Below are 19,908 nucleotides of genomic sequence, written 5' to 3'. Positions count from 1 at the left end.
CCGGTGCATGTGCGCCGGGCCTTGGCAAGACGAAACGGATTCTGAGTCACTTCATTATGTTCATCCCCGATACTTCGATCAGCGAGTTCATCTCCATCTCCACACATGTGGCGCCGTCCGTGCTGAAGACGACGGGAGGGGATTTCATGCTGGTCTGGCACCTGGGCGGGCTTCCGTTCGTGGGCCGCGAAGAGTGGGAGATCGAACACCGGCACAACACCTTCAACCGCATGCTGCAGACGCTGCGCGCTCCGGACTTCGCCAACGTGGCGTTCTGGGTGCACGACGTGCGTCGCCGCCGCCGCATCAAGAACACCGGCAAGTTCAAGCAGGCGTTCAACCAGGAGTTGTCGGACCAGTACTACGGTGCCCTGTCCTCGCAGAAGATCATGCAGAACGAGCTGTATCTGACCATGATCTACCGTCCGGTGGTGACGGGTAAGCGGCTCATGGACAAGTCGTCGAGCATTCCCCAGTTGCAATCCGAGCAGGACCAGGCGATTGCCAAAGTCATCGAACTGGCAGGCAACGTCGAAGCCGTACTGAAGGACTACTCGCCCTACCGGCTGAGCATGTATGAGGCCAGCAACGGCGTGGTGTTCTCCGAGGCGCTGGAGTTCTTCGGTTATCTGATCAACCGCATCGACGAGCCAGTGCCGGTGCTGCAGGCGCCGGTGCCCGCCTATCTGCCGGTCAGCAAGCATATGTTCGCCAACAAGACCGGCGACTTCGTGATCAAGACCCCGGAGGGCGTCAATCATTTCGGCGCCATTCTGAACATCAAGGAATACACCGACGGGACCTATCCGGGCATCCTCAATGGTTTGAAGTATCTCGACTTCGAGTATGTGGTGACCCACTCCTTCAGCCCGATGGGACGGCACGACGCGCTGAAGGTGCTTGATCGCACCAAGGGCATGATGGTGTCCTCCGGCGACAAGGCGGTCAGCCAGATCCACGAGCTCGACCTGGCGATGGATCAGCTGTCGTCGGGTAATTTCGTGTTGGGCGAGTACCACTTCACCATCGCGGTCTATGCGGATACGCAGGAGAAGCTTGCGCAGCAGATCGCGACCACCCGTGCGGAACTGTCCAATGCCGGTTTCGTCTCGACCAAGGAGGATCTGGCGGTCGCGTCCTCCTTCTACGCCCAACTGCCGGGCAATTGGCGTTACCGCACGCGTATCGCCAATGTCAGCTCACTGAACTTCCTCGGCCTGTCGCCGCTGCACAATTTCGCCCAGGGCAAGCGCGAGAACAATCCGTGGGGCGAGTGCGTCACCACCTTGCAGACCACCAACGGCCAGCCGTATTACTTCAATTTCCACGCGACGCATCCGGCGGAAAACTCGCTCGGCGAGAAGGCGATCGCCAATACCATGGTGATCGGCAAGTCCGGTACCGGTAAGACTGCGTTGATCAACTTCCTGCTCAGCCAAGTGCAGAAGTTCGATCCGATTCCCACCATTTTCTTCTTCGACAAGGACCGCGGCGCCGAGATCTTCGTGCGTGCCTGCGGCGGCAACTATCTGGCGCTGGAGAACGGCAAGCCCACCGGCTTTAACCCGTTCCAGTGCGAGCGCACCGAGGCGAACGTGCAGTTCCTGGCCGACCTGATCAAGGTCCTGGCCGGCAAGATCGAATACACCTCGCGCGAGGAGGAGGACATCTTCCGCGGTGTGGAAGGCATGCTCGATACGCCCATGCACCTGCGCAGCATGACCAACTTCCGCAAGAGCCTGCCCAACATGGGCGACGACGGCCTGTACGCGCGCATGCGCAAGTGGACCGCCGGCAACTCGCATGGCTGGGTGTTCGACAACCCGGTCGACACGATCGATCTGGAGAAGGCGAGTATCATCGGCTTCGACTACACCGACGTCATCGACAACCCGGAAGTGCGCGTTCCGGTCATCAACTACCTGCTGCATCGATTGGAAGCCTTGATCGACGGCCGGCCGCTCATCTACGTGATGGACGAGTTCTGGAAGATCCTCGATGGCAAGGGCGGCCTGAAGGAATTCGCCAAGAACAAGCAGAAGACCATCCGTAAGCAGAACGGCCTGGGCATCTTTGCCACCCAGAGCCCGGAGGATGCACTGGCTAGCGACATTTCCGCCGCCTTGGTCGAACAGACTGCGACCATGATCCTGCTGCCCAATCCAAATGCCAGCAAGGAAGACTATATGGACGGCCTCAAGCTCACCGAGGCCGAATACCAGGTCGTGGTCAGCCTGGACGAGCGCTCGCGCTGTTTCTTGGTCAAGCAGGGCCACGGCTCGTCGGTGTGCCAGCTCAATCTGCGCGGCATGGACGATGCCCTGTCGGTGATCTCGGCGTCGACCGACAATATCGAAATCATGCATCAGGTGCTGGAGCGCAAGGCCAAGGAACACGGCATCGCGCCGGACGATCTGACGCCAGAACAATGGTTGAACGAGTTCTATGCAAGGCGCAAAGGGTCCGGTAAATCGGGGCCGGCGAAGTCGGTGTCTTCGGATAATCGGGGGGCGGCGGCGGTCAGCTGACTGTCTCGCCTGGGTCACGCATGGGAATGCTGCTACGAGATCTATGTTGAGGTGTGTATGGACAAGATGACGAAAGCCTTCAGTCGTGTTCGCGTCGTTGGTGCAATTGTGCTGCTCATGCTGTTGCCAGCGACTGCTTTTGCGCAGTGGGAAGTGATCGACAATAAGCAAATTGACGAGAACAAACAGAATACAAAGACGCTGGATGAGAAGCTGGACAAGATCCGCGGCGACAATGAGATCGGCAAGGCCGAGAAAGAGAAGTCCAGCGGCGACGAGGTCGACAAGCCGAAGGAGAAGCTGGTCAAGGTTGACGACAACTACGGCGTCTCCGACTGTGCAGCCAAGACCTCGGGAACGCCCGTGTCGCAGGAACAGCAGCAGACCTGCGAACTGATCCAGCGCACGCGCAACTCGCAGTTCAATTACATGGTGGCGATGTACGACATCACCGAGAAGCGGCTGCAGCGTCTGCGCGACCTGGAACAACAGCGGGCGAAAATCGACACGAACCAGATCGGCTTGCTGGAAGACAATACCAACAAGCTGATCGCGTTGCGGGCGCTGATGGACATCGATCGCCAGCAGACCGAAGCGGCGATGTTCGCCTATGAGAAGCGGCTGTCCTACCTGACCCAGGTGCAGTCCGCTGGTGCCTGGGCGGCGATGCGCGGCAAGAAGGCGCCATCGGCGACCGATACCGGCAGCAGTGGCAGCCTGTTCGACGGCTTCTCCGGGTTGAGCGACTTTGCGAGCAAGATCGCTGCAGGCGCCGCGATGGGCGTCGCCCTGGAGGCGGTCAAGTCGTCCAGTCCCAAGAATCTCGAGCGTCTGAGCATCGCGAAGTAAGACCCACGTGTCGCCGCTTCCGTCCGATCGGAGCGGCGACACCTGCTAAAGCTCAGTGATGAGCGTGCGCGTTATGGAGCAGTCATGGATTTTTTGCAGAACTACGCCAATTACCAGTTCTTCATCCTCATCAACAATTTCTTGCGGGATGAGATCGACTACTTTCAGTGGGCCTTGTTGATCCGCATGTCGTGGTGGGTGACGGTGACGGCGATGAGCGCGCTGACGCTGTGGATCCTGCTCAAGGGGTACCGCGTCGCCACCGGGCAATCGCGTGAATCGGCGATGGAGCTGGTGGTGAGTTCGCTGCGCTCGGCGCTCATCATTGGTGTGGCCATGAGCATGGTGTCCGCTGCCAGGCCTGGGGCCACCACGGGCGATCAGCAGATGAACGGCCTGTATTGGCGGCTCACGGACGGACTCAGCAGCGCCATCGTGGAGACTGTGACCGGCGACTCGGAGAGCGCCTATCAGGCGATCGACAAGAACCTGGCGTTGATGCAGATCGCGATGACGAGCATCGATCAGATCGATACGGCGAGCAATCCCCAGCTGGAAGACGAAAAAAGCCGCGCGCGTTGGTTCACCGGCTTGGGCATGGCAGGCCCTGGCGTAGTGGGCGGATCGTTGTTGCTGCTGAACAAGCTGGCGATGGCGCTGTTCGTCGGCTTTGGGCCGTTGTTCATTCTGTGTCTGCTATTTGATGCCACCAAGTCCTTGTTCCAGAAGTGGCTGATGTATGGAATCGGGACGGTCTTCTCGCTGGCCGTGCTGAGCTTCACGGTCGGTCTGGCGACGAAGGTGGTGGCGGCGGTCGCAGCCGGGTTCCTGGCCAAGTGGGCGCTTCCCGGCGGCTCGACCGAGGGTGTCAGCAGCATGGCATTGCAGCAAGGAGGAATCGGCTTGGTCTTGAGCACGCTGATCATCACGGCCCCGCCGATGGCGGCCTCGTTCTTCCAGGGCACGCTGGGTCAGTTCTCGCCGTACTCGGGCTTTGGCGCGGTTGGCAAGGATCCGGCGTCTGGTAGGCCTTACTCGCCAACTTCGCCTGGATACAGCCCATCTTCAAGGACGGCGCCGGATGACTACAATCCTTCTTCTCACTCCACAAATACGCATGGCAATAGGCAGCCGAATTTTGCTTCCGATTCTGGATCTCAAATGGGTGATGGAAGGTTGAGAAATTCCGGCTTGAGTTGATCAACTCTTGAGTGGCGCATGTTGAAATATATTATTTCATTTTTTTTGTGTCTCCTCTGTGCGGGAGCGATAGCGCAAACGGCTTGCCCTACCGGCGTTACTGCCGGTAGTGCCCAATGCCTACCTGATTCTGATTCGTCCAGTGGTGCTGCGCGTCCTACAGGTGAGTGGATTAAGACCTGGGGTGCGATCGCAACTGCGTCCAATGGAGATATCGGGAGCAGCACTGGGAAGTTTTCTGAGCAGGAAGCTGAGGAGAATGCTCTCAGGTTGTGCAGCAATCTGGGTAATTCGGATTGCAAAATTATGATAACTTATAAAAATCAATGTGTGGCAGTTGTAAAGGCCGCTGAGGGTCGTACTGGCGGGAAGGTGGTTACCGGGGGGGGCGAAGAGAAAGCTAAGAGTGAGGCTCTGAGGCAGTGCAAGAAGTCTTCCGGTGCTGAGTGTTCCGTGGTGGGAGTGGATTGCTCTAAGCCTTATTTTAAAAAGTATTGAGGGGTTATTCCCTTTTTCTTGGTTGAATAATTCGTAATATTTCCTGATGTTTTGATGGATATGTTTTCTCGAAAATCTATGTTATTTGCTAGATATAAAGGCCTCTATTAGTAGCTTTCTGGTGCTACGTTCTTTGCTGAATACGTATGCAGGCATGACGCATATTCCTGCATCAACGCTACTCTAACGCAGCGTTTCGCGTGCCCGTCGCACGCGCGATCTCTGCCCGAAGGGGGGCGTTGCATGTCTCAGGCTCCATGGTGGCGCGGTGCCGTCATCTATCAGATCTATCCGCGTAGCTTCCTCGACGCCAATGGCGACGGTATCGGCGATTTGCCCGGCATCGTGCGCAAGCTGGACTACATCGCGGCCTTGGGCGTGGACGCGATCTGGATCTCGCCGTTCTTCAAGTCGCCGATGGCCGATTTCGGCTACGACATCGCCGACTACCGCGAGGTCGATCCGCTGTTCGGCAGCATGGTCGACTTCGATGCGCTGCTGGCCAAGGCGCATGCGCTGGGCCTGAAGGTGATGATCGACCAGGTGCTCAGCCATACCTCGGTGGAGCACGACTGGTTCAAGGAGAGCCGGCAGAGCCGCGACAATCCCAAGGCCGATTGGTACGTGTGGGCCGACGCCCGCGAGGATGGGACTCCGCCGAACAACTGGCTGTCGATCTTCGGCGGTGTGGCGTGGCAGTGGGAGCCGCGCCGCGGACAGTACTACCTGCACAACTTCCTGGCCTCGCAGCCGGATCTGAACTTCCACAATCCGCAGGTGCAGCAGGCGACGCTGGACAATGTGGAGTTCTGGCTGGCGCGCGGCGTCGACGGCTTCCGCCTGGATGCGATCAATTTCTGCTTCCACGATCCCCAGCTGCGCGACAACCCGCCCAAGCCGCCGGAAAAGCGCGTCGGCCGCGGCTTCAGCCCGGACAATCCGTACGCGTTCCAATACCACTACTACAACAACACGCAGGCGGAGAACCTGCCGTTCCTGCAGAAGCTGCGCAGCCTGCTCGATCGCTATCCGGGCACGGTGAGCCTGGGCGAAATCTCGTCGGAGGATTCGCTGGCGACCACGGCCGAATATACCCGGGCTGGGCACCTGCACATGGGCTACAGCTTCGAACTGCTGACCGACGATTTCAGCGCCGCCTACATCCGCGAGACGGTCTCGCGCCTGGAAGCGGCGATGACCGAGGGCTGGCCGTGCTGGGCGATCTCCAATCACGACGTGCAGCGCGCGGTGACGCGATGGGGGCAGGGCGCGGAGACGCCGGCCTTCGCGCGGCTGCTGATCGCGATGCTGTGTTCGCTCCGTGGTTCGGTGTGTCTCTACCAGGGCGAAGAGCTGGGTCTGGGCGAGGCGGAGGTGCCGTTCGAGGCGCTGCAGGATCCCTATGGCATCGCATTCTGGCCGAACTTCAAGGGCCGCGACGGATGCCGGACGCCGCTGCCGTGGGAGGCCGGCGAGCACGCCGGTTTCAGCACTGGTATGCCGTGGCTACCGGTCTCGCCGGCGCATCGCACGCAATCGGTGGCGGCGCAGGAGGCAGACCCGGATTCGGTCCTGCTTGCGATCCGCCAGTTCCTGGCCTGGCGCAAGCGCCATCCCGCGCTGCGCGAGGGCGACATCTCTTTCCACGAAACAGCCGAGCCGGTATTGATGTTCGAGCGTCGCCACGCCACGCAAACCTTGCTGCTGGCGTTCAACCTGTCCGCCGAGGCCGTCGACGTGGCCATGCCCGAGGGGCGTTGGCAGGCGGTGCAGGTCCCGGGTGTGGTGCCTGGCGCCGTCGGTGAGCGCTTGCGCTTGCCTGGCTATGCGATGGTGTGCCTGCAGGGCGCGTGAGCGCGCAGGGCGACGGCTTTGCCGAGCCGCCGTTGATGCATCTGCGGCACAGCAAGCATGCCGTTGGGTGAAGAGACAATCCGGCGACGCATTGCGCTGGATTGGTCAGCGTGCTGGTGGTGGCGACGCCTGTGCCCGATCAAACAGCGCTCGTCCGGCATGCCACGTCCTGTTGGTGGCGTCCGCCAGTCGCCACGAGAGCGTGGCAGTTAGCCGGCTGCGGTCAGAGCCAATCCACAGACTGCGTTGCTGGCCCGCACGATAAACGGTCTCGTCATGCCACGTTGCCGACGCTGCGTTACTGCCACGAAGCTCCAAGGGACGTGTGCTGCACTGTCGGTCATCGCCAGGAAATCGCCAAGCGCGCGCGTCGCCAGGCCAATGCGGTTCCCTCCAGCAGCGCCAGTGGCGCATCTGCCGCCTCTTGGCTGCAAGCCATGCATCGGCGCTGATGTCCCTATCTGATCGGCGGCCTTAGCGCCGCTTTTTTCCGGCGCCGATGGCCCGGAGGACGACCAGCGTCGGTGATTCGGATCGTCGATCGGGCGTGTGGAGATGGAACTGTCCCACCTTCGCGAAGCGTAGCGGCGATTTCCTGCAAACCACGCATCTTCCGTCTGCTTCGCAAAGCAGACCGCTATCGCAATGCGATCGCAATTCCGCTTCGCCGCTCGATATCCGGGTGCTCGGCAGCACCACAGCCGGCAATCGCCCAAAGAAAACGCCCGCCGGGTGTGCGCCGGCGGGCGTCGTCTGCGTGCTCTACGCCGGGCTCAGAACTTGTAGTTCACGCCGAGCATGTAGGTGCGTCCCCATTCGACGTACTCCAGCGGGCGATCCTTGGTGCCGGCGTAGGTGCGGTAGGGCGAGTTGGTCAGGTTGCTCGCCTGCAGCAGCAGGCTCAGTCCGGCCAGGGTGCTGCCGTCGGCGAAGGTGTAGCTGACCTGGGCATCGGTGACGTTCTCGCCGACCACGTAGCGCAGCGTGCGGTTGCCGTTGAAGTTGCCGATCTCGCCGATGAAGTCCGAGCGCCGCCGCTGGCTGACGCGCGCCTCGAAGCCGTTGCGCTCGTAGTAGGCGGTGAAGTTGTACACGCGCTTGGACAGGCCGGGCAGGTCGATCGGCGCCGAGCCCACGCTGGAGGCGCTTTCGGGATCGACGATCTTGATGTCGCTGTCGTTGAACGTGGCGCTGGCCTGGATGCCGAAGCCGCGCAGGCTGTCGGTGAACATGTCCAGCGGCAGCGAGGCGGTTAGCTCGAGCCCGCGCAGGGTGCCGCCCTTGCCGTTCTGCGGCGAGGAGAAGGTGCCCGTTGTCTGCACCGGCACGGTCATGTTGGGCGGGCGCACGTAGCTGGCGAGCAGGGCGGAGAAGTCGTAATCGTCGCGCGATTGCGTGTAGATGTAGCTCTTCAGGTCCTTGTAGAACACCGCCGCGGCGACATAGGCCTTCTCGCCGAAGTACTTTTCGTACGACAGGTCCAGCGCGTTGGCGCGCCACGGGTCGAGCAGGGGATTGCCGCCGCTGCCGCCGGGCTTGCCGGTAGAGGTGTCCACGCCGAAGTCCAGGCCGGCGCGCATCTGGTCCACGCGCGGCCGCGCCACCTGCTTGGCCGCGGCGAAGCGCAGGGTCTGCTGGTGCGGGAACAGGAAGGCCAGGTTGAGGCTCGGCAGCCAGTCGTTGTAGGTCTTGCCGGCGTCGATCGGCAGCACGTTCTGGCCGGCCGGACGGGACTGGTCGAAGTAGCTGGACTGCGAGCTCTGATCGGCATGCTGCAGCTGTACGCCGATGTTGCCGCGCACGCCGACCTCGCCGATGTCGGTGTTGATGTTGGCGCGGAGCCAGGCCGTGGTGATCTTCTCCTGCACGGTCCACGACTTCGGAATCAGGTAGTCCAGGTTGGTGACCGGATTGAAGGTCATGTAGCGCGAGACCGCCGCCGGCACGTTCCAGGCCGGGATGGTACCGATGCCGGCGAAGCCGAGGTTGACCGGGTCGTACTGCAGATCGCTGGCGATGCTGGTGTCGCCCTGCGCGCCGAGCAGGATGTTGCCTTCGGCCTGGGTCTTCTGCTTGCGCCGGTCGGCGTAGTTGACGCCCACGTCGATGTCCGAGAACCAGGTCAGCGCCTGCGGTGCCGGCAGCGTCGCTGCCAGGCGGCCGCCCTTCAGCCTGTCCTCGACCTCCGGCACCTTGCCGTAGCCGGAGCCGTAGATGGTGTTGGTCAGGAACAGGTTGTTCGGGTCGGAGTAGTCGCGGCCGGGGGTGATCTGCGAGAAGCCGTTGGGCTTGATCACCAGGCCGACCGTGTCCAGCTGCGGCATCGGCACCAGCTGCAGGTTGTTCTCCAGGTTCAGCTCCTTGCGGGTGGCCTTGGAGTAGTTCAGGTCGGCCATCAGGCGCACGCTGCCGAGGTTGAACTCGTTGTTCCAGCCGAATGCGTCGATCTTGTCCTTGCGCTTGTTGTACATGCCGCGCACCAGCGGGTACACGCCGCTGGCGGTGCCGCCGGTGAAGCTGCCGCTGGCGTCGACCTGCGGGTTGGTGATCAGCAGGCCGGGCGTGTAGCCGCCGTTGTAGTTGCTGAGATTGACCTCGAACTGGTTGGCGGTGTCGATCTGCTCGGCTTCGGTATGGAACGCGTCGAAGGTGCTGGTCCAGGCGTTGGACGGGCGGAACTGCACGGTCGCCATCACGCCGTCGCGCTTGTTGTTGCCGGTGCGGCGCAGCGCCTTGATGCCGTCGGAGAAGTAGGTGCCCGGGGCCACGCCGGGGCGGCTGCCGTTGTCGGTGTTCTGCGTGGTCCACGGCTCGTACAGGCCGACCTGGTTCTCCTGGATGGGCATGTCGCTGTGGGCATAGCCGATCGAGAAGCCCAGGGTGTTGTCCAGGAACTGGTCGATGTAGCTGGCGCTGAAGCGGTTGCCGAAGGCGTCGACGTTGGCGGCCTTGCCGAGCGAGCTCTTCTGCAGGCGGCCGCTGACGGCGATCACCCGGTCCGGAAAGCTCAGCGGACGCACGGTCTGCATGTCGATGGTGCCGGACAGGCCCTGTCCGACCAGGCCGGCGTCGGGCGTCTTGTACACAGTCACGCCGTTGACCAGTTCCGACGGGTACTGGTCGAACTCGACGCTGCGGTTGTCGCCGGTGCTGACCACTTCGCGGCCGTTGAGCAGGGTGGTGGCGAAGTCGGGCGACAGGCCGCGCACGCTGATCACCTGGGCGCGGCCGGCGACGCGCTGCGCGGCCAGGCCGGGCAGGCGGCCGAGTGATTCGGCGATGCTCACGTCCGGCAGCTTGCCGATGTCTTCGGCCGAGATCGCTTCGACGATGGACGTCGAATCCTGCTTGATCGCGATGGCGTTCTCGATGCCGCGGCGGATGCCGGTGACCTGGACCTTGTCCAGTTCGGTGACCGGATCGTTGGATGTGGTGGCGGTGGTCTCGGACTGCGCCGCAGCCAGCATCGGCGTCATCGCGACGGCCAGCGCCAGCGTCAGCGCGTTGCGCTTGTGGTTCAACATTTTCCCCTCCCAGGCAATGTTGTCTTGCGAATATCTGAACCGGCGAGGCGGCCGGATGTGCGTGTCGCGCAGCCGCAGGGCGGTGTCGCGATTGCGCTGTATGGTAGACACGCGGCTTCGTCGCGAACGCCCGCTGCATACGTATTCACTGGCCTGCATCGCATTGGAAGCGCTTTCAGGATCGCAATGTCGTGCATGCAGCGGTATGCCGGTGCGACTGTGAACATCTGCGTCGATGTCGACGAGGTCGTCCATCGCGAACGCTCGGTGCTGCCCGCCAGGACGAGGTCGTTCCGCACAGGGCTACGCGCTCTCTGCCGCGCTGCCGCGACCCGGCGCAGTCACGGGTTCGTCCCATGCGAATGCCGTGCGCCGTGGCGCTGTCCTCGGCGCAGTGATCAGGCACCGAGCGTCTTCATCGCGGGGGTGCGCCGCTGGCGTCGAGCCAGCGGCATGGCGGCGCAGCGACGCCTCAACGCGTCAATGCGACGCAGCCGAGCCCGCCGAGGCCGGCACCGGGTCCAGCGGCACGAAACGGATCGCCTGACCGCCGCCAGGTGCCAGCTTCAGCAGCAACTGATCGCGGCTGGTGACCTCGCGCTGTTCGCGGACGAAGTCGAACGGGTTGTGCTGGTAGTCGGCGGCATCGCCGTCGCGGTAGATTTCGGCGCGGTAGCGCACGCCCGGTTCGAGGAAGCCCAGCGCGATCGGCAGCACGCGGCCGTGTTCGTCGGTGATGCTGCCCAGGAACCAGTCGCGGCTGTGGCGGTCCTTGCGCACGATGGTCACGTACTCGCCGATCTCGCCGTCGAGCACGCGGCTGTCGTCCCAGTCCACCGCCACGTCCTCGATGAAGCGGAAGGCGTCGCGGTGCTGCAGGTAGTGCTCGGGCAGGTCGGCCGCCATCTGGATCGGGCTGTACAGGGTCACGTACAGCGCCAGTTGCCGCGCCAGCGTGCTCGGAATCGGGCGTCCGCCGCGGCCCTTCAGGCTGAGGATGCCGGGGGTGTAGTCCATTGGCCCGGCCAGCATCCGTGTGAACACCAGGTTCACTTCGTGCTCCGGCGGGTTCGGCGGCTCGCCCCAGGCGTTGTACTCCATGCCGCGCGCGCCTTCGCGCGAGAGCCAGTTCGGGTAGGTGCGGCGCAGGCCGGTGTCCTTGATCGGTTCGTGGGCATTGACCGACAGGTGGCGCCTGGCCGCTTCCTGCACCACCTTGAGATGGTGGCGGGCCATGAACTGGCCGTCGTGCCATTCGCGCCACAGCGGGCCGCCGGCGGGATTGCGCCGGTCCACCTGGCCATCGTCGCAGACGTAGCCGGTCTTGAAGGTGTCCACGCCCAGCCGCGCGTACAGGCCCAGCGCCGCATCGAGCTGGTCTTCGTAGTGCTCCACCGCGCAGCCGGTCTCGTGGTGGCCGATCAGGTGCACACCCTTTTTCGCCGCGTAGGCGCTCAGGGCTTCGATGTCGAAGTCCGCGGTGGCGTGGGTGAAGTCGAAGTCGTCGCCGTGGCCGACCCAGTTGCCGTCCCAGCCGGGGTTCCAGCCTTCGACCAGCACGCCACGGAAGCCGTGCGCTGCGGCGAAGTCGATGTAGCGGCGGGTGTTGGCGGTGGTGGCGGCATGCCTGGGGCCGCGCGCCCAGATTTCCTGGTTCAGGTGCATCGACCACCACACGCCAATGTACTTGGCCGGGTGCACCCAGCTCACGTTGCCGAGGGCATTGGGTTCGTTGAGATTGAGGATCAGGTTGGAATCGACCAGGCCGCTGGCGGTGTCGCTGATCTGCAGCGTGCGCCACGGCGTGTCGAAGGGCAGGGACCGGCGTACCTTCCAGCCTTCTGCCGACGGCGATAGTTGCGCATGCAGGCGCTGGGCTTCGCCGCGGCGCAGCCACATCCCGGCGTAGTCGACCAGGGCCGCCTCGTGGATGGCCAGGTGCAGGCCGTCCTGGCTGCGCAGGGTGAACGGCGTGTGCGCCAGCGGCACCTCGCGCAGCGGCGTGCGTCGGTACAGGTATTCGTAGTGGATGGGTGCGCCGGCGGGAATCCACCAGGCGGTCGCATCGGGGACGATGTCGAACTCGGTGAGCTCTTCGTCGATGACGGCCTCCTGCATGCCGGGCTGCTGCGGAAAGCTGTAACGGAAGCCGAGCCCGTCGTCGTAGACCCGGAACACCACCGCGAAGCGACGCTGGCGGCCGCCGCGCTCGCCCAGGTCCACGCGCAGCTCGTTGTAGTGGTTGCGCACGTAGCGGCGCTCGCCCCACGGCTGTTCCCAGGTCTCGTCGACGTCGCGGCTGTGCTGGTCCAGCACCGCCAGGTCGCGATCCAGGGCGCCGTCGCGCAACTGAAAGCCCAGCCGCGATTCGCCGATCACCGTCTCGCCCAGCCGCTGCACGCGATAGCTGGGGCGGCCGTCGTCCAACTGCAGGGAGACGCGCAGGATCTTGCCCGGCGAATCCACGCTGGCCACCGTCTGCGGCGCGGCGTGCAGGCATGGCGCAACGCACCACAACACGCTCGCCAGCAACGACGGCACACGCAGGCGCGACAGGACCTCAAACAGCGGCATATCCCCTCCCAGGGCGACCGTGGCAGCGCATCGACTATAGCGAGGCGGTCCGCGGCCGCCGTGGCGCATGCGATGAATACGTATGCAACTGCACGCGTTGCGGTGCCGCCCGTCTACCATGTCCGCAGCGCCCCGCGATGCGGAGGCGGCGACTGCAGCGCCGGCGTGCCGGCCTGCGCTTCCACCATGCAGGCAAAGAGGGAGGGAGGTCGATCGGTGCGAGCCGGTCTGCCGCTTCGATGCTGAAGATGATTTGCTTGGCCGCCACCTTGGGTGCCGCGGCGTCGGCGTCTGCTGGACAGACGTCATTGCAATGGCGTGGCCAGACCGCGCAGGCCGAGGCCACGGCCGACGGCGGTTTCGTGCTGCACGCGGCGCAGGGCACGCGCACGGTGCCGGCACAGCCGCTGCGTAGCGAAACCGACAGTCCGTTGTTCGACGCGCTGTTCGCGCTGGCGCAGCAGGAGCTGCACGACGACCAGGTGCAGGCGATCCGCGACCCGGCGTTCGATCACGGCAAGCCGTTGCCGTGCGATTGCTACCAGACCGGCGAGCGCTGGCCCTACGTGTGGACCCGCGATGTCAGCTATGCCGCGGACCTGGCCCTGGCGCGGCTGGATCCGCAGCGCACGCGCCGCTCGCTGCGCTTTAAGCTGTCGCCGATGCGCGGCACCGACGCGCTGCCGGAGCTGTTCGTGGCGCAGGACACCGGCTCCGGCGGCAGTTGGCCGGTGAGCAGCGACCGCGTGGTGTGGTTCCTGGCCGCGCGCCACCTGCTGGACGATCCGGTCTTTGCCGCCGATACCCGCGCCGCGCTCACGGCCACGCTGGCGCAGGATCGCGCGTTCGCGTTCGACCCGCGCATCGGCCTGTACCGCGGCGAGACCTCGTTCCTGGACTGGCGCGAACAGACCTATCCGGCCTGGACGCGCGAGGATGTCGGCTTCATCGCCAGTTCCTTCGCGCTGTCCACCAACGTGCTGCATTACCAGGCGCTGCGCCTGGGCGAGCATCTGGCCCGGGAGCAGGGCGACACGCAGGCGGCCGCGCGCTATGCCGGCTGGGCCGACGCGCTGCGCCAGGCCATCGCGCAGCGGTTCTGGCGCGAGGACCGCGGCACCTACGTCAGCTACATCGGCACCGCCGAGCATCCGGTGCGCTACGAACGCTACGACCTGTTGGGCCTGTCGCTGGCGGTGCTGGCCGACGTGCTGCCGCCCGCGCGCGCGCGTCAGGCGCTGGCGCGCTATCCGGTGGTGGAGGCGGGCAGCCCGGTGGTGTGGCCGCAGCAGCGCGACGTGCCGATCTACCATAACCGGGCGATCTGGCCATTCGTCAGCGCCTACGCGCTGCGTGCGGCCCGGCACACCGACGACAGCGCGCGCATCGACCTGGAAGTGCGCTCGCTGCTGCGCGGCGCCGCGCTGGCCGGCTCGAACATGGAGAACTACGAGTTCCTGAGCCAGGCTGTGCATGTCGACGACGGTCCGCTGAGCGGCCCGGTGGTCAATTCGCCGCGGCAGCTGTGGTCGGTGGCCGGCTATCTGGCGATGGTGATCGAGGGCGTGTTCGGCGTGGAGGACGACGGCCGCGTGCTGCCCAAGCTGCCGACCAGCCTGGTGCCGCTGTTGTTCGGCGAGCGCCAGGAAATCGCGTTGCAGCTGAAGGACCGCCGCATCGTGCTGCGCCGCCCGGCGCAACTGCAGGGCGACCTGCTGGTCGCCGGCAAGACCAGTAGCCAGGACAGCACCACCACCGTCGACCTGGTGGCGCGCCACAGCGGCAGCGCACCCTTGCAGATGCTGGCGGCGGAAGACGCCTTCGCGCCGCTGGCACCGCCGGCACCGCAGGTGCGGCGCGAAGCGCAAGGCTGGCGGGTGCAGGCGGCTACGGACACGGTGCTGTACGTCGATGGGCAGGCGCACACGGGGCACGCCGACGGCGCGCTGTTGCCGCTGGCCGAGCGTGTGCAGTGCCTGAGCCTGACCCGGCAATTGGGGCGCTGGGAATCCCTGCATAGCCCCACCGTTTGCGTCGGCGACGTTGCGCGCGTGGACGGTGCCGACGACTGGAGCTGGACCGCGCCGCACGATGGCGCCTACCGGCTGAGCGTGCGCTACGTCAATGCGCATGGTCCGATCAACACCGGCGTCACCGCCGCGGTCAGACGCCTGCAGGTGCAGTGCGGCGCCGCGCCAGCACAGTCGAAACCGCTGGTGATGCCGCACAGCGTCGGCGAGCAGACCTCCACGGCGGCGCTGTTCGTGCTGCAGGCCGGGCAACGTTGCGTCGCGCGCTTGCTGCCAGCGGCGAACATGAGCGCACTGCAGCACTTCGCGCGCTACACCGGCGGCCAGGGCGGCGCCGATGGCGTGGTCAATGCCGCCGATGTCGCCGCGCTGCTGATCGCGCCGGCCGGCCCGATCGAGGACCGCCCATGAGCGCCGTGCCACGCGCCAAGCCGGCGCTGTCGTTCTGGCAGATCTGGAACATGTGCTTCGGCTTCCTCGGCATCCAGTTCGGCTTCGCGCTGCAGAACGCCAATGCCAGTCGCATCTTCCAGACCCTGGGTGCCGACATGGAGCAGGTGCCGGGACTGTGGATCGCCGCACCGCTGACCGGCCTGATCGTGCAGCCGATCGTCGGCTACCTGTCCGACCGCACCTGGAACCGCTTCGGCCGGCGTCGCCCGTACTTCATGGTCGGCGCGCTGTTCGCCACGTTGGCCCTGCTGGTGATGCCGAACTCGCCGGCGCTGTGGGTGGCGGCCGGCACGCTGTGGGTGCTGGACGCCTCGATCAACATCTCGATGGAGCCGTTCCGCGCCTTCGTCGGCGACCAGTTGCCGACGCGCCAGCGCGCCGCCGGCTATGCGATGCAGAGCTTCTTCATCGGCGTTGGCGCCGTGGTGGCGAGCATGCTGCCGTGGCTGCTGGCGCACTGGGGCGTCAGCAATACCGCCGCCCCCGGCGAGGTGCCGGCGACGGTGCGCTACGCGTTCTATCTCGGCGGTGTGGTGCTGTTCCTGTCCATCGGCTGGACCGTGCTGCGTACCCGCGAATATCCGCCCGAAGCCCTGCACGGCTTCGACGGCGCCACACCGGCCGCCACGGCGGCGCAGCCGCGCCGTGCCGATGGCGCCGCCGCGTTGTGGTGCGCGGTGGGCATCGCCGGGGCGGCGGCGATCGCCTTCAGCGGCGGCGACCGCATGCTGTACGTGCTGGCCGGCCTGTGCCTCGGCTACGGCCTGCTGCAGGGTGTGGCGCCGCGCCTGCGCCGCGGATACATGCTGGCGGCGATCGTCTGCGATCTGCAGACCATGCCGCAGGCGATGCGGCGCCTGGCCTGGGTGCAGTTCTTCTCCTGGTTCGCGCTGTTCGCGATGTGGATCTACACCACCGCCGCGGTCACCCAGACCCACTACGGCACCCACGACGCGACCTCGGCGGCCTACAACGACGGGGCAAACTGGGTCGGCGTGCTGTTCGCCGCCTACAACGGCTTCGCCGCACTGGCCGCGATCGCGATCCCGCTGCTGGTGCGCGCCTGCGGGCTGCGCATGAGCCACCTGCTCAACCTGTGCCTGGGCGCGGCCGGCCTGCTGTCGTTCCTGTGGATCCGCGATCCGCAGTGGCTGCTGCTGTCGATGGTCGGCGTGGGCTTCGCCTGGGCCTCGATCCTGTCGCTGCCCTACGCCTTGCTGTCGGACAGCGTGCCGGCGGCGAAGATGGGCGTGTACATGGGCATCTTCAATTTCTTCATCGTGATCCCGCAGTTGGTCGCGGTCAGCGTGCTGGGCTTCGTGCTCACGCACTGGCTCGGCGGCCGGCCGCTGTACGCGCTGGCGATCGGCGGCGGCAGCCTGCTGGTGGCGGCGCTGTGCGTGCTGTGGGTGCCGTCGGATTCGGGAGCGAACGCATGATCGATCGGATGTCGCTGTTGGCGCTGGCTCTGCTGGGGGCCTGCGCCGCGTCGGCGCAGGCCCAGGCGCCTGCGCAGGAGGAGTTCTACGGCACGCTGGAGCCGTTCGCCAGCGAGGCGGTGTACTTCGTGGTCACCGACCGCTTCGTCAACGGCGATCCGGGCAACGATCACCGCGACCAGGGCGGCGCGCACCGCACCTTCGATATCCCGATCCCGGCGCCGCCGGGCGAGAGTGACAACATCGGCTACCTCGGCGGCGACTTCAAGGGCGTGGTCGACAACGCCGGCTACATCCGCGACCTGGGCTTTGGCGCGGTGTGGATCACCCCGATCGTCGACAACCCGGACGAGGCCTTCACCGGCGGCAAGCCGATCACCTGGGGCAGCTCGCTGAGCGACCGCGGCAAGACCGGCTACCACGGCTACTGGGGTGTGAACTTCTACAAGCTCGACGAACACCTGCCGAGCCCCGGTCTGGATTTCGCCGGCTTCACCCAGGCGATGCACGCGCAGCAGCTGAAGGTGGTGCTGGACATCGTCGGCAACCACGGCTCGCCGGCCTGGACCATGCCCAAGCGGCAGCCGATGTTCGGCCAGGTGTTCGATCGCGACGGCAAGCTCATCGCCGACCACCAGAACCTGCCGCCGTCCAGGCTGGACCCGGCGCACAACCCGCTGCACGCGTTCTACAACACCGGCGGTAACCTGGCGCAGCTGTCGGATTTCAACGAGCGCAACCCGGCGGTGATGGAGTACCTGGTCGGCGCCTATTCGCAGTGGCTGGGGCAGGGCGCCGATGCGTTCCGCATCGACACCATCGGCTGGATGCCGGACAGCTTCTGGCATGAGTTCGTGCGCCGCATCCGCGCGCAGCGCCCGGGCATGTTCATGTTCGGCGAGGACTTCGACTACAACGCGCACAAGATCGCCGGCCACACCTGGGCCAGCAACGCCGGCGTCAGTGTGCTGGATTTCCCGCTCAAGCAAGCACTGGCGGCGACCTTCGGCCACGCCCAGCGCGGCTACGAGACGCTGCAGCCGGCGCTGTACCTGGAGCGCGGCCCGTACGCCAATCCGTACGAGCTGATGACCTTCTACGACAACCACGACATGGCGCGGCTGGACGCCAGCGACGCCGGCTTCATCGACGCGCACAACTGGCTGTTCACCGCGCGCGGCATCCCGGTGATCTACTACGGCTCGGAGACCGGCTTCATGCGCGGGCGCGCCGAGCATGCCGGCAATCGCAACTACTTCGGCCAGGAGAGGGTGAACGCGGCGCCCAGCAGCCCGATCTTCGCGCCGCTGCGGCGCATCGCCACGCTGCGCCAGCGCAGCCCGGCGCTGCAGCGCGGCCTGCAGCTCAACCTGCAGCTGTCCGGCGACGAGGCGGTGTTCTACCGGGTGTTCCAGCATGCGGGTACAACCCAGACCGCGCTGGTGCTGCTGAACAAGAGCGACGCGCCGCGCACGCTGGAAGTGCGCCGCTACCTGCAGCCCGGCACCTGGCACGACGGCTTCGATGGCAGCGCCACCGAGGTGACCGAGGCGCTGCGCGCCGAGGTGCCGGCACACGGCGTGCGCGTGTTCCTGTCCGATGCGCCGATCGTGCGCCCGGACCTGCGCGCGCGGCTGCGCTGGCTGATGGCGGCCAAGGACGGGGCCGCGCCGACGCCGTGAACGCGGCGCTGCCGGTCGGCGTCAGCGCGCCGGCCGTCGGCGCGTCGGCGCCCGAGCAGGGGTCAGTTGCGCAGCAGCGACGAGCCGCGCAGCGCCAGCGTCACCGGCAGGGTGCGGCTGCTCACCGGCTGCCCGGCGATCTGCGCCAGCAGGGTGTCCACCAGCACCGCGCCGGCCAGCTTGGTGTCCTGCTGCACCGTCGACAACGCCGGATCGACGCTGGCGGCCACCGGAATATCGTCGAAGCCGGCCAGGGCCACGTCCTCGGGCACGCGCAGGCCGTGCTCGCGCAAGGCCTTCAGCGCGCCGATGGCGATCAGGTCGCTGGCGGCGAACAGCGCATCGAAGCGTTCGCCGCGGCCGAGCAGGGCCAGCGCGGCCTCGTAGCCGGACTGCTCGGTGGTGATCGCATCGACCTGCAGCGCCGGCGTGGCCTCGGCGCCGGCCGCGCGCAGCGCCTGCAGGTGGCCGCGGTAGCGTTCCAGGAACTCGGGGTAATGGTTGGAGGCGTCGCCGAGGAAGGCGATGCGGCGGCGGCCCTGCGCCAGCAGGTGCGCGGTGATGTCGTGGCCGCCCTGGAAGTTGTCGCTGCCGATCGACACCCCCGGCTGCCCGGGCAGCACCGCGCCCCAGCGCACGAAATGCGTGCCCTGGTCGACCAGGTGCTGCAGCCGCTGCTGCGCCTGCAGGTAGTCGCCATAGCCGAGCAGGATCAGCCCGTCGGCCTTCTGGCTGTCGCCATAGTCGGCGCGCCAGTTGTCCGACAACTGCTGGAACGACACCAGCAGGTCGTAGCCATGGCGGGCGCAGGCGCGGGTGATCGACCCCAGCATCGAGTGGAAGAACGGGTTGATCAGCGAGTCGTCGGTGGTCGGGTCTTCGAAGAACAGCAGCGCCAGGGTCCCGGCGTTGCGCAGGCGCAGGCTGGAGGCGTGCTTGTCGACTTTGTAGTTCAGCTCGCGCGCGATCGCCAGGATCTTGCGCCGGGTCTGCTCGTTGACCGCCGGGCTGCCGCGCAGCGCGCGCGAGACGGTGGGTTGCGACACGCCTGCCAGGTAGGCGATGTCCAGCGATGTGGCCTTGCCTTTGATGACGGCGCGTCCGGTGCGGAGAAAACGTCGGCGAAGCATGCCATGGCGGCCGCTGTAGCTCTTGCTGCGGCGCAGCGAAGGCGAGAGAGTGGCGGCGTGACCTGTCCTCTTCCTCTTGTCCCCAACATCGTTGTGTCTCCAATATCGGTCAATACCGATGTTTACCGTTTTGGTAAAGATTGGTTT

The 19,908-nt window shown here is 65.5% G+C and carries 11 protein-coding genes; 8 read left to right on the top strand and 3 right to left on the bottom strand.

All coding sequences use genetic code 11. The annotated features are described in order from the left end of the window. The first annotated feature begins 56 nt into the window (after positions 1–56). The 5 genes from RAB71_RS13455 to RAB71_RS13435 all read left to right on the top strand — a co-directional run bounded on the left by RAB71_RS13455 (position 57) and on the right by RAB71_RS13435 (position 6,929). Positions 57–2,528: a VirB4 family type IV secretion/conjugal transfer ATPase gene (locus tag RAB71_RS13455; protein ID WP_010340362.1), complete on the top strand. Its 2,472-nt coding sequence runs from the start codon at positions 57–59 to the stop codon at positions 2,526–2,528. Positions 2,529–2,585: 57 nt separating this feature from the next. After that, positions 2,586–3,377, top strand: coding sequence for a hypothetical protein (locus tag RAB71_RS13450; RefSeq protein ID WP_100223983.1), 792 nt, complete (start codon positions 2,586–2,588; stop codon positions 3,375–3,377). Positions 3,378–3,461: 84 nt separating this feature from the next. Further along, positions 3,462–4,577, top strand: coding sequence for a type IV secretion system protein (locus tag RAB71_RS13445; protein WP_010340360.1), 1,116 nt, complete (start codon positions 3,462–3,464; stop codon positions 4,575–4,577). Between the two features lie 18 nt (positions 4,578–4,595). Further along, positions 4,596–5,075, top strand: a complete 480-nt coding sequence (locus tag RAB71_RS13440; RefSeq protein ID WP_082042411.1) for a DUF4189 domain-containing protein — start codon at positions 4,596–4,598, stop codon at positions 5,073–5,075. 243 nt (positions 5,076–5,318) lie between these two features. After that, positions 5,319–6,929 carry an alpha-glucosidase gene (locus RAB71_RS13435; RefSeq protein ID WP_010342875.1) on the top strand — a complete coding sequence of 537 codons (1,611 nt, stop codon included), beginning with the start codon at positions 5,319–5,321 and terminating at the stop codon, positions 6,927–6,929. A gap of 773 nt (positions 6,930–7,702) precedes the next feature. Here the strand turns inward: RAB71_RS13435 and RAB71_RS13430 are convergent. Both RAB71_RS13430 and RAB71_RS13425 read right to left on the bottom strand, forming a co-directional pair. After that, the gene (locus tag RAB71_RS13430; protein ID WP_010342874.1) at positions 7,703–10,453 is read right to left on the bottom strand and encodes a TonB-dependent receptor; all 2,751 of its coding nucleotides are present in this window, start codon (positions 10,451–10,453) and stop codon (positions 7,703–7,705) included. A gap of 480 nt (positions 10,454–10,933) precedes the next feature. Continuing rightward, positions 10,934–13,027: a glycoside hydrolase family 97 protein gene (locus RAB71_RS13425; protein WP_010342871.1), complete on the bottom strand. Its 2,094-nt coding sequence runs from the start codon at positions 13,025–13,027 to the stop codon at positions 10,934–10,936. Positions 13,028–13,266: 239 nt separating this feature from the next. Between RAB71_RS13425 and RAB71_RS13420 the strand changes: the two genes are divergently transcribed. Genes RAB71_RS13420 through RAB71_RS13410 form a run of 3 tightly spaced genes read left to right on the top strand, consistent with a single transcriptional unit; the run spans position 13,267 to position 18,631 of the window. Beyond that, on the top strand, positions 13,267–15,468 hold the full coding sequence (locus tag RAB71_RS13420; RefSeq protein ID WP_029562077.1) for a Six-hairpin glycosidase-like protein: 2,202 nt from the start codon (positions 13,267–13,269) through the stop codon (positions 15,466–15,468). Then, positions 15,465–16,949 (top strand): MFS transporter, encoded by a 1,485-nt coding sequence (locus RAB71_RS13415; protein WP_041500284.1) that lies wholly within the window; start codon positions 15,465–15,467, stop codon positions 16,947–16,949. Before RAB71_RS13420 ends, RAB71_RS13415 begins: the two co-directional genes overlap by 4 nt. An 8-nt stretch (positions 16,950–16,957) precedes the next feature. After that, on the top strand, positions 16,958–18,631 hold the full coding sequence (locus RAB71_RS13410; RefSeq protein WP_175300600.1) for an alpha-amylase family glycosyl hydrolase: 1,674 nt from the start codon (positions 16,958–16,960) through the stop codon (positions 18,629–18,631). Between the two features lie 62 nt (positions 18,632–18,693). On the opposite strand, the gene RAB71_RS13405 is transcribed toward RAB71_RS13410, so the two are convergent. Beyond that, positions 18,694–19,761: a LacI family DNA-binding transcriptional regulator gene (locus RAB71_RS13405; RefSeq protein WP_010342865.1), complete on the bottom strand. Its 1,068-nt coding sequence runs from the start codon at positions 19,759–19,761 to the stop codon at positions 18,694–18,696. Positions 19,762–19,908 lie beyond the last annotated feature (147 nt).

Source organism: Xanthomonas sacchari (genome assembly GCF_040529065.1).
GTDB classification, from domain to species: Bacteria; Pseudomonadota; Gammaproteobacteria; order Xanthomonadales; family Xanthomonadaceae; genus Xanthomonas_A; species Xanthomonas_A sacchari.
The sequence above is the reverse complement of the archived record's forward strand: the minus strand, read 5'-3'. Positions and strand labels throughout refer to the sequence as shown.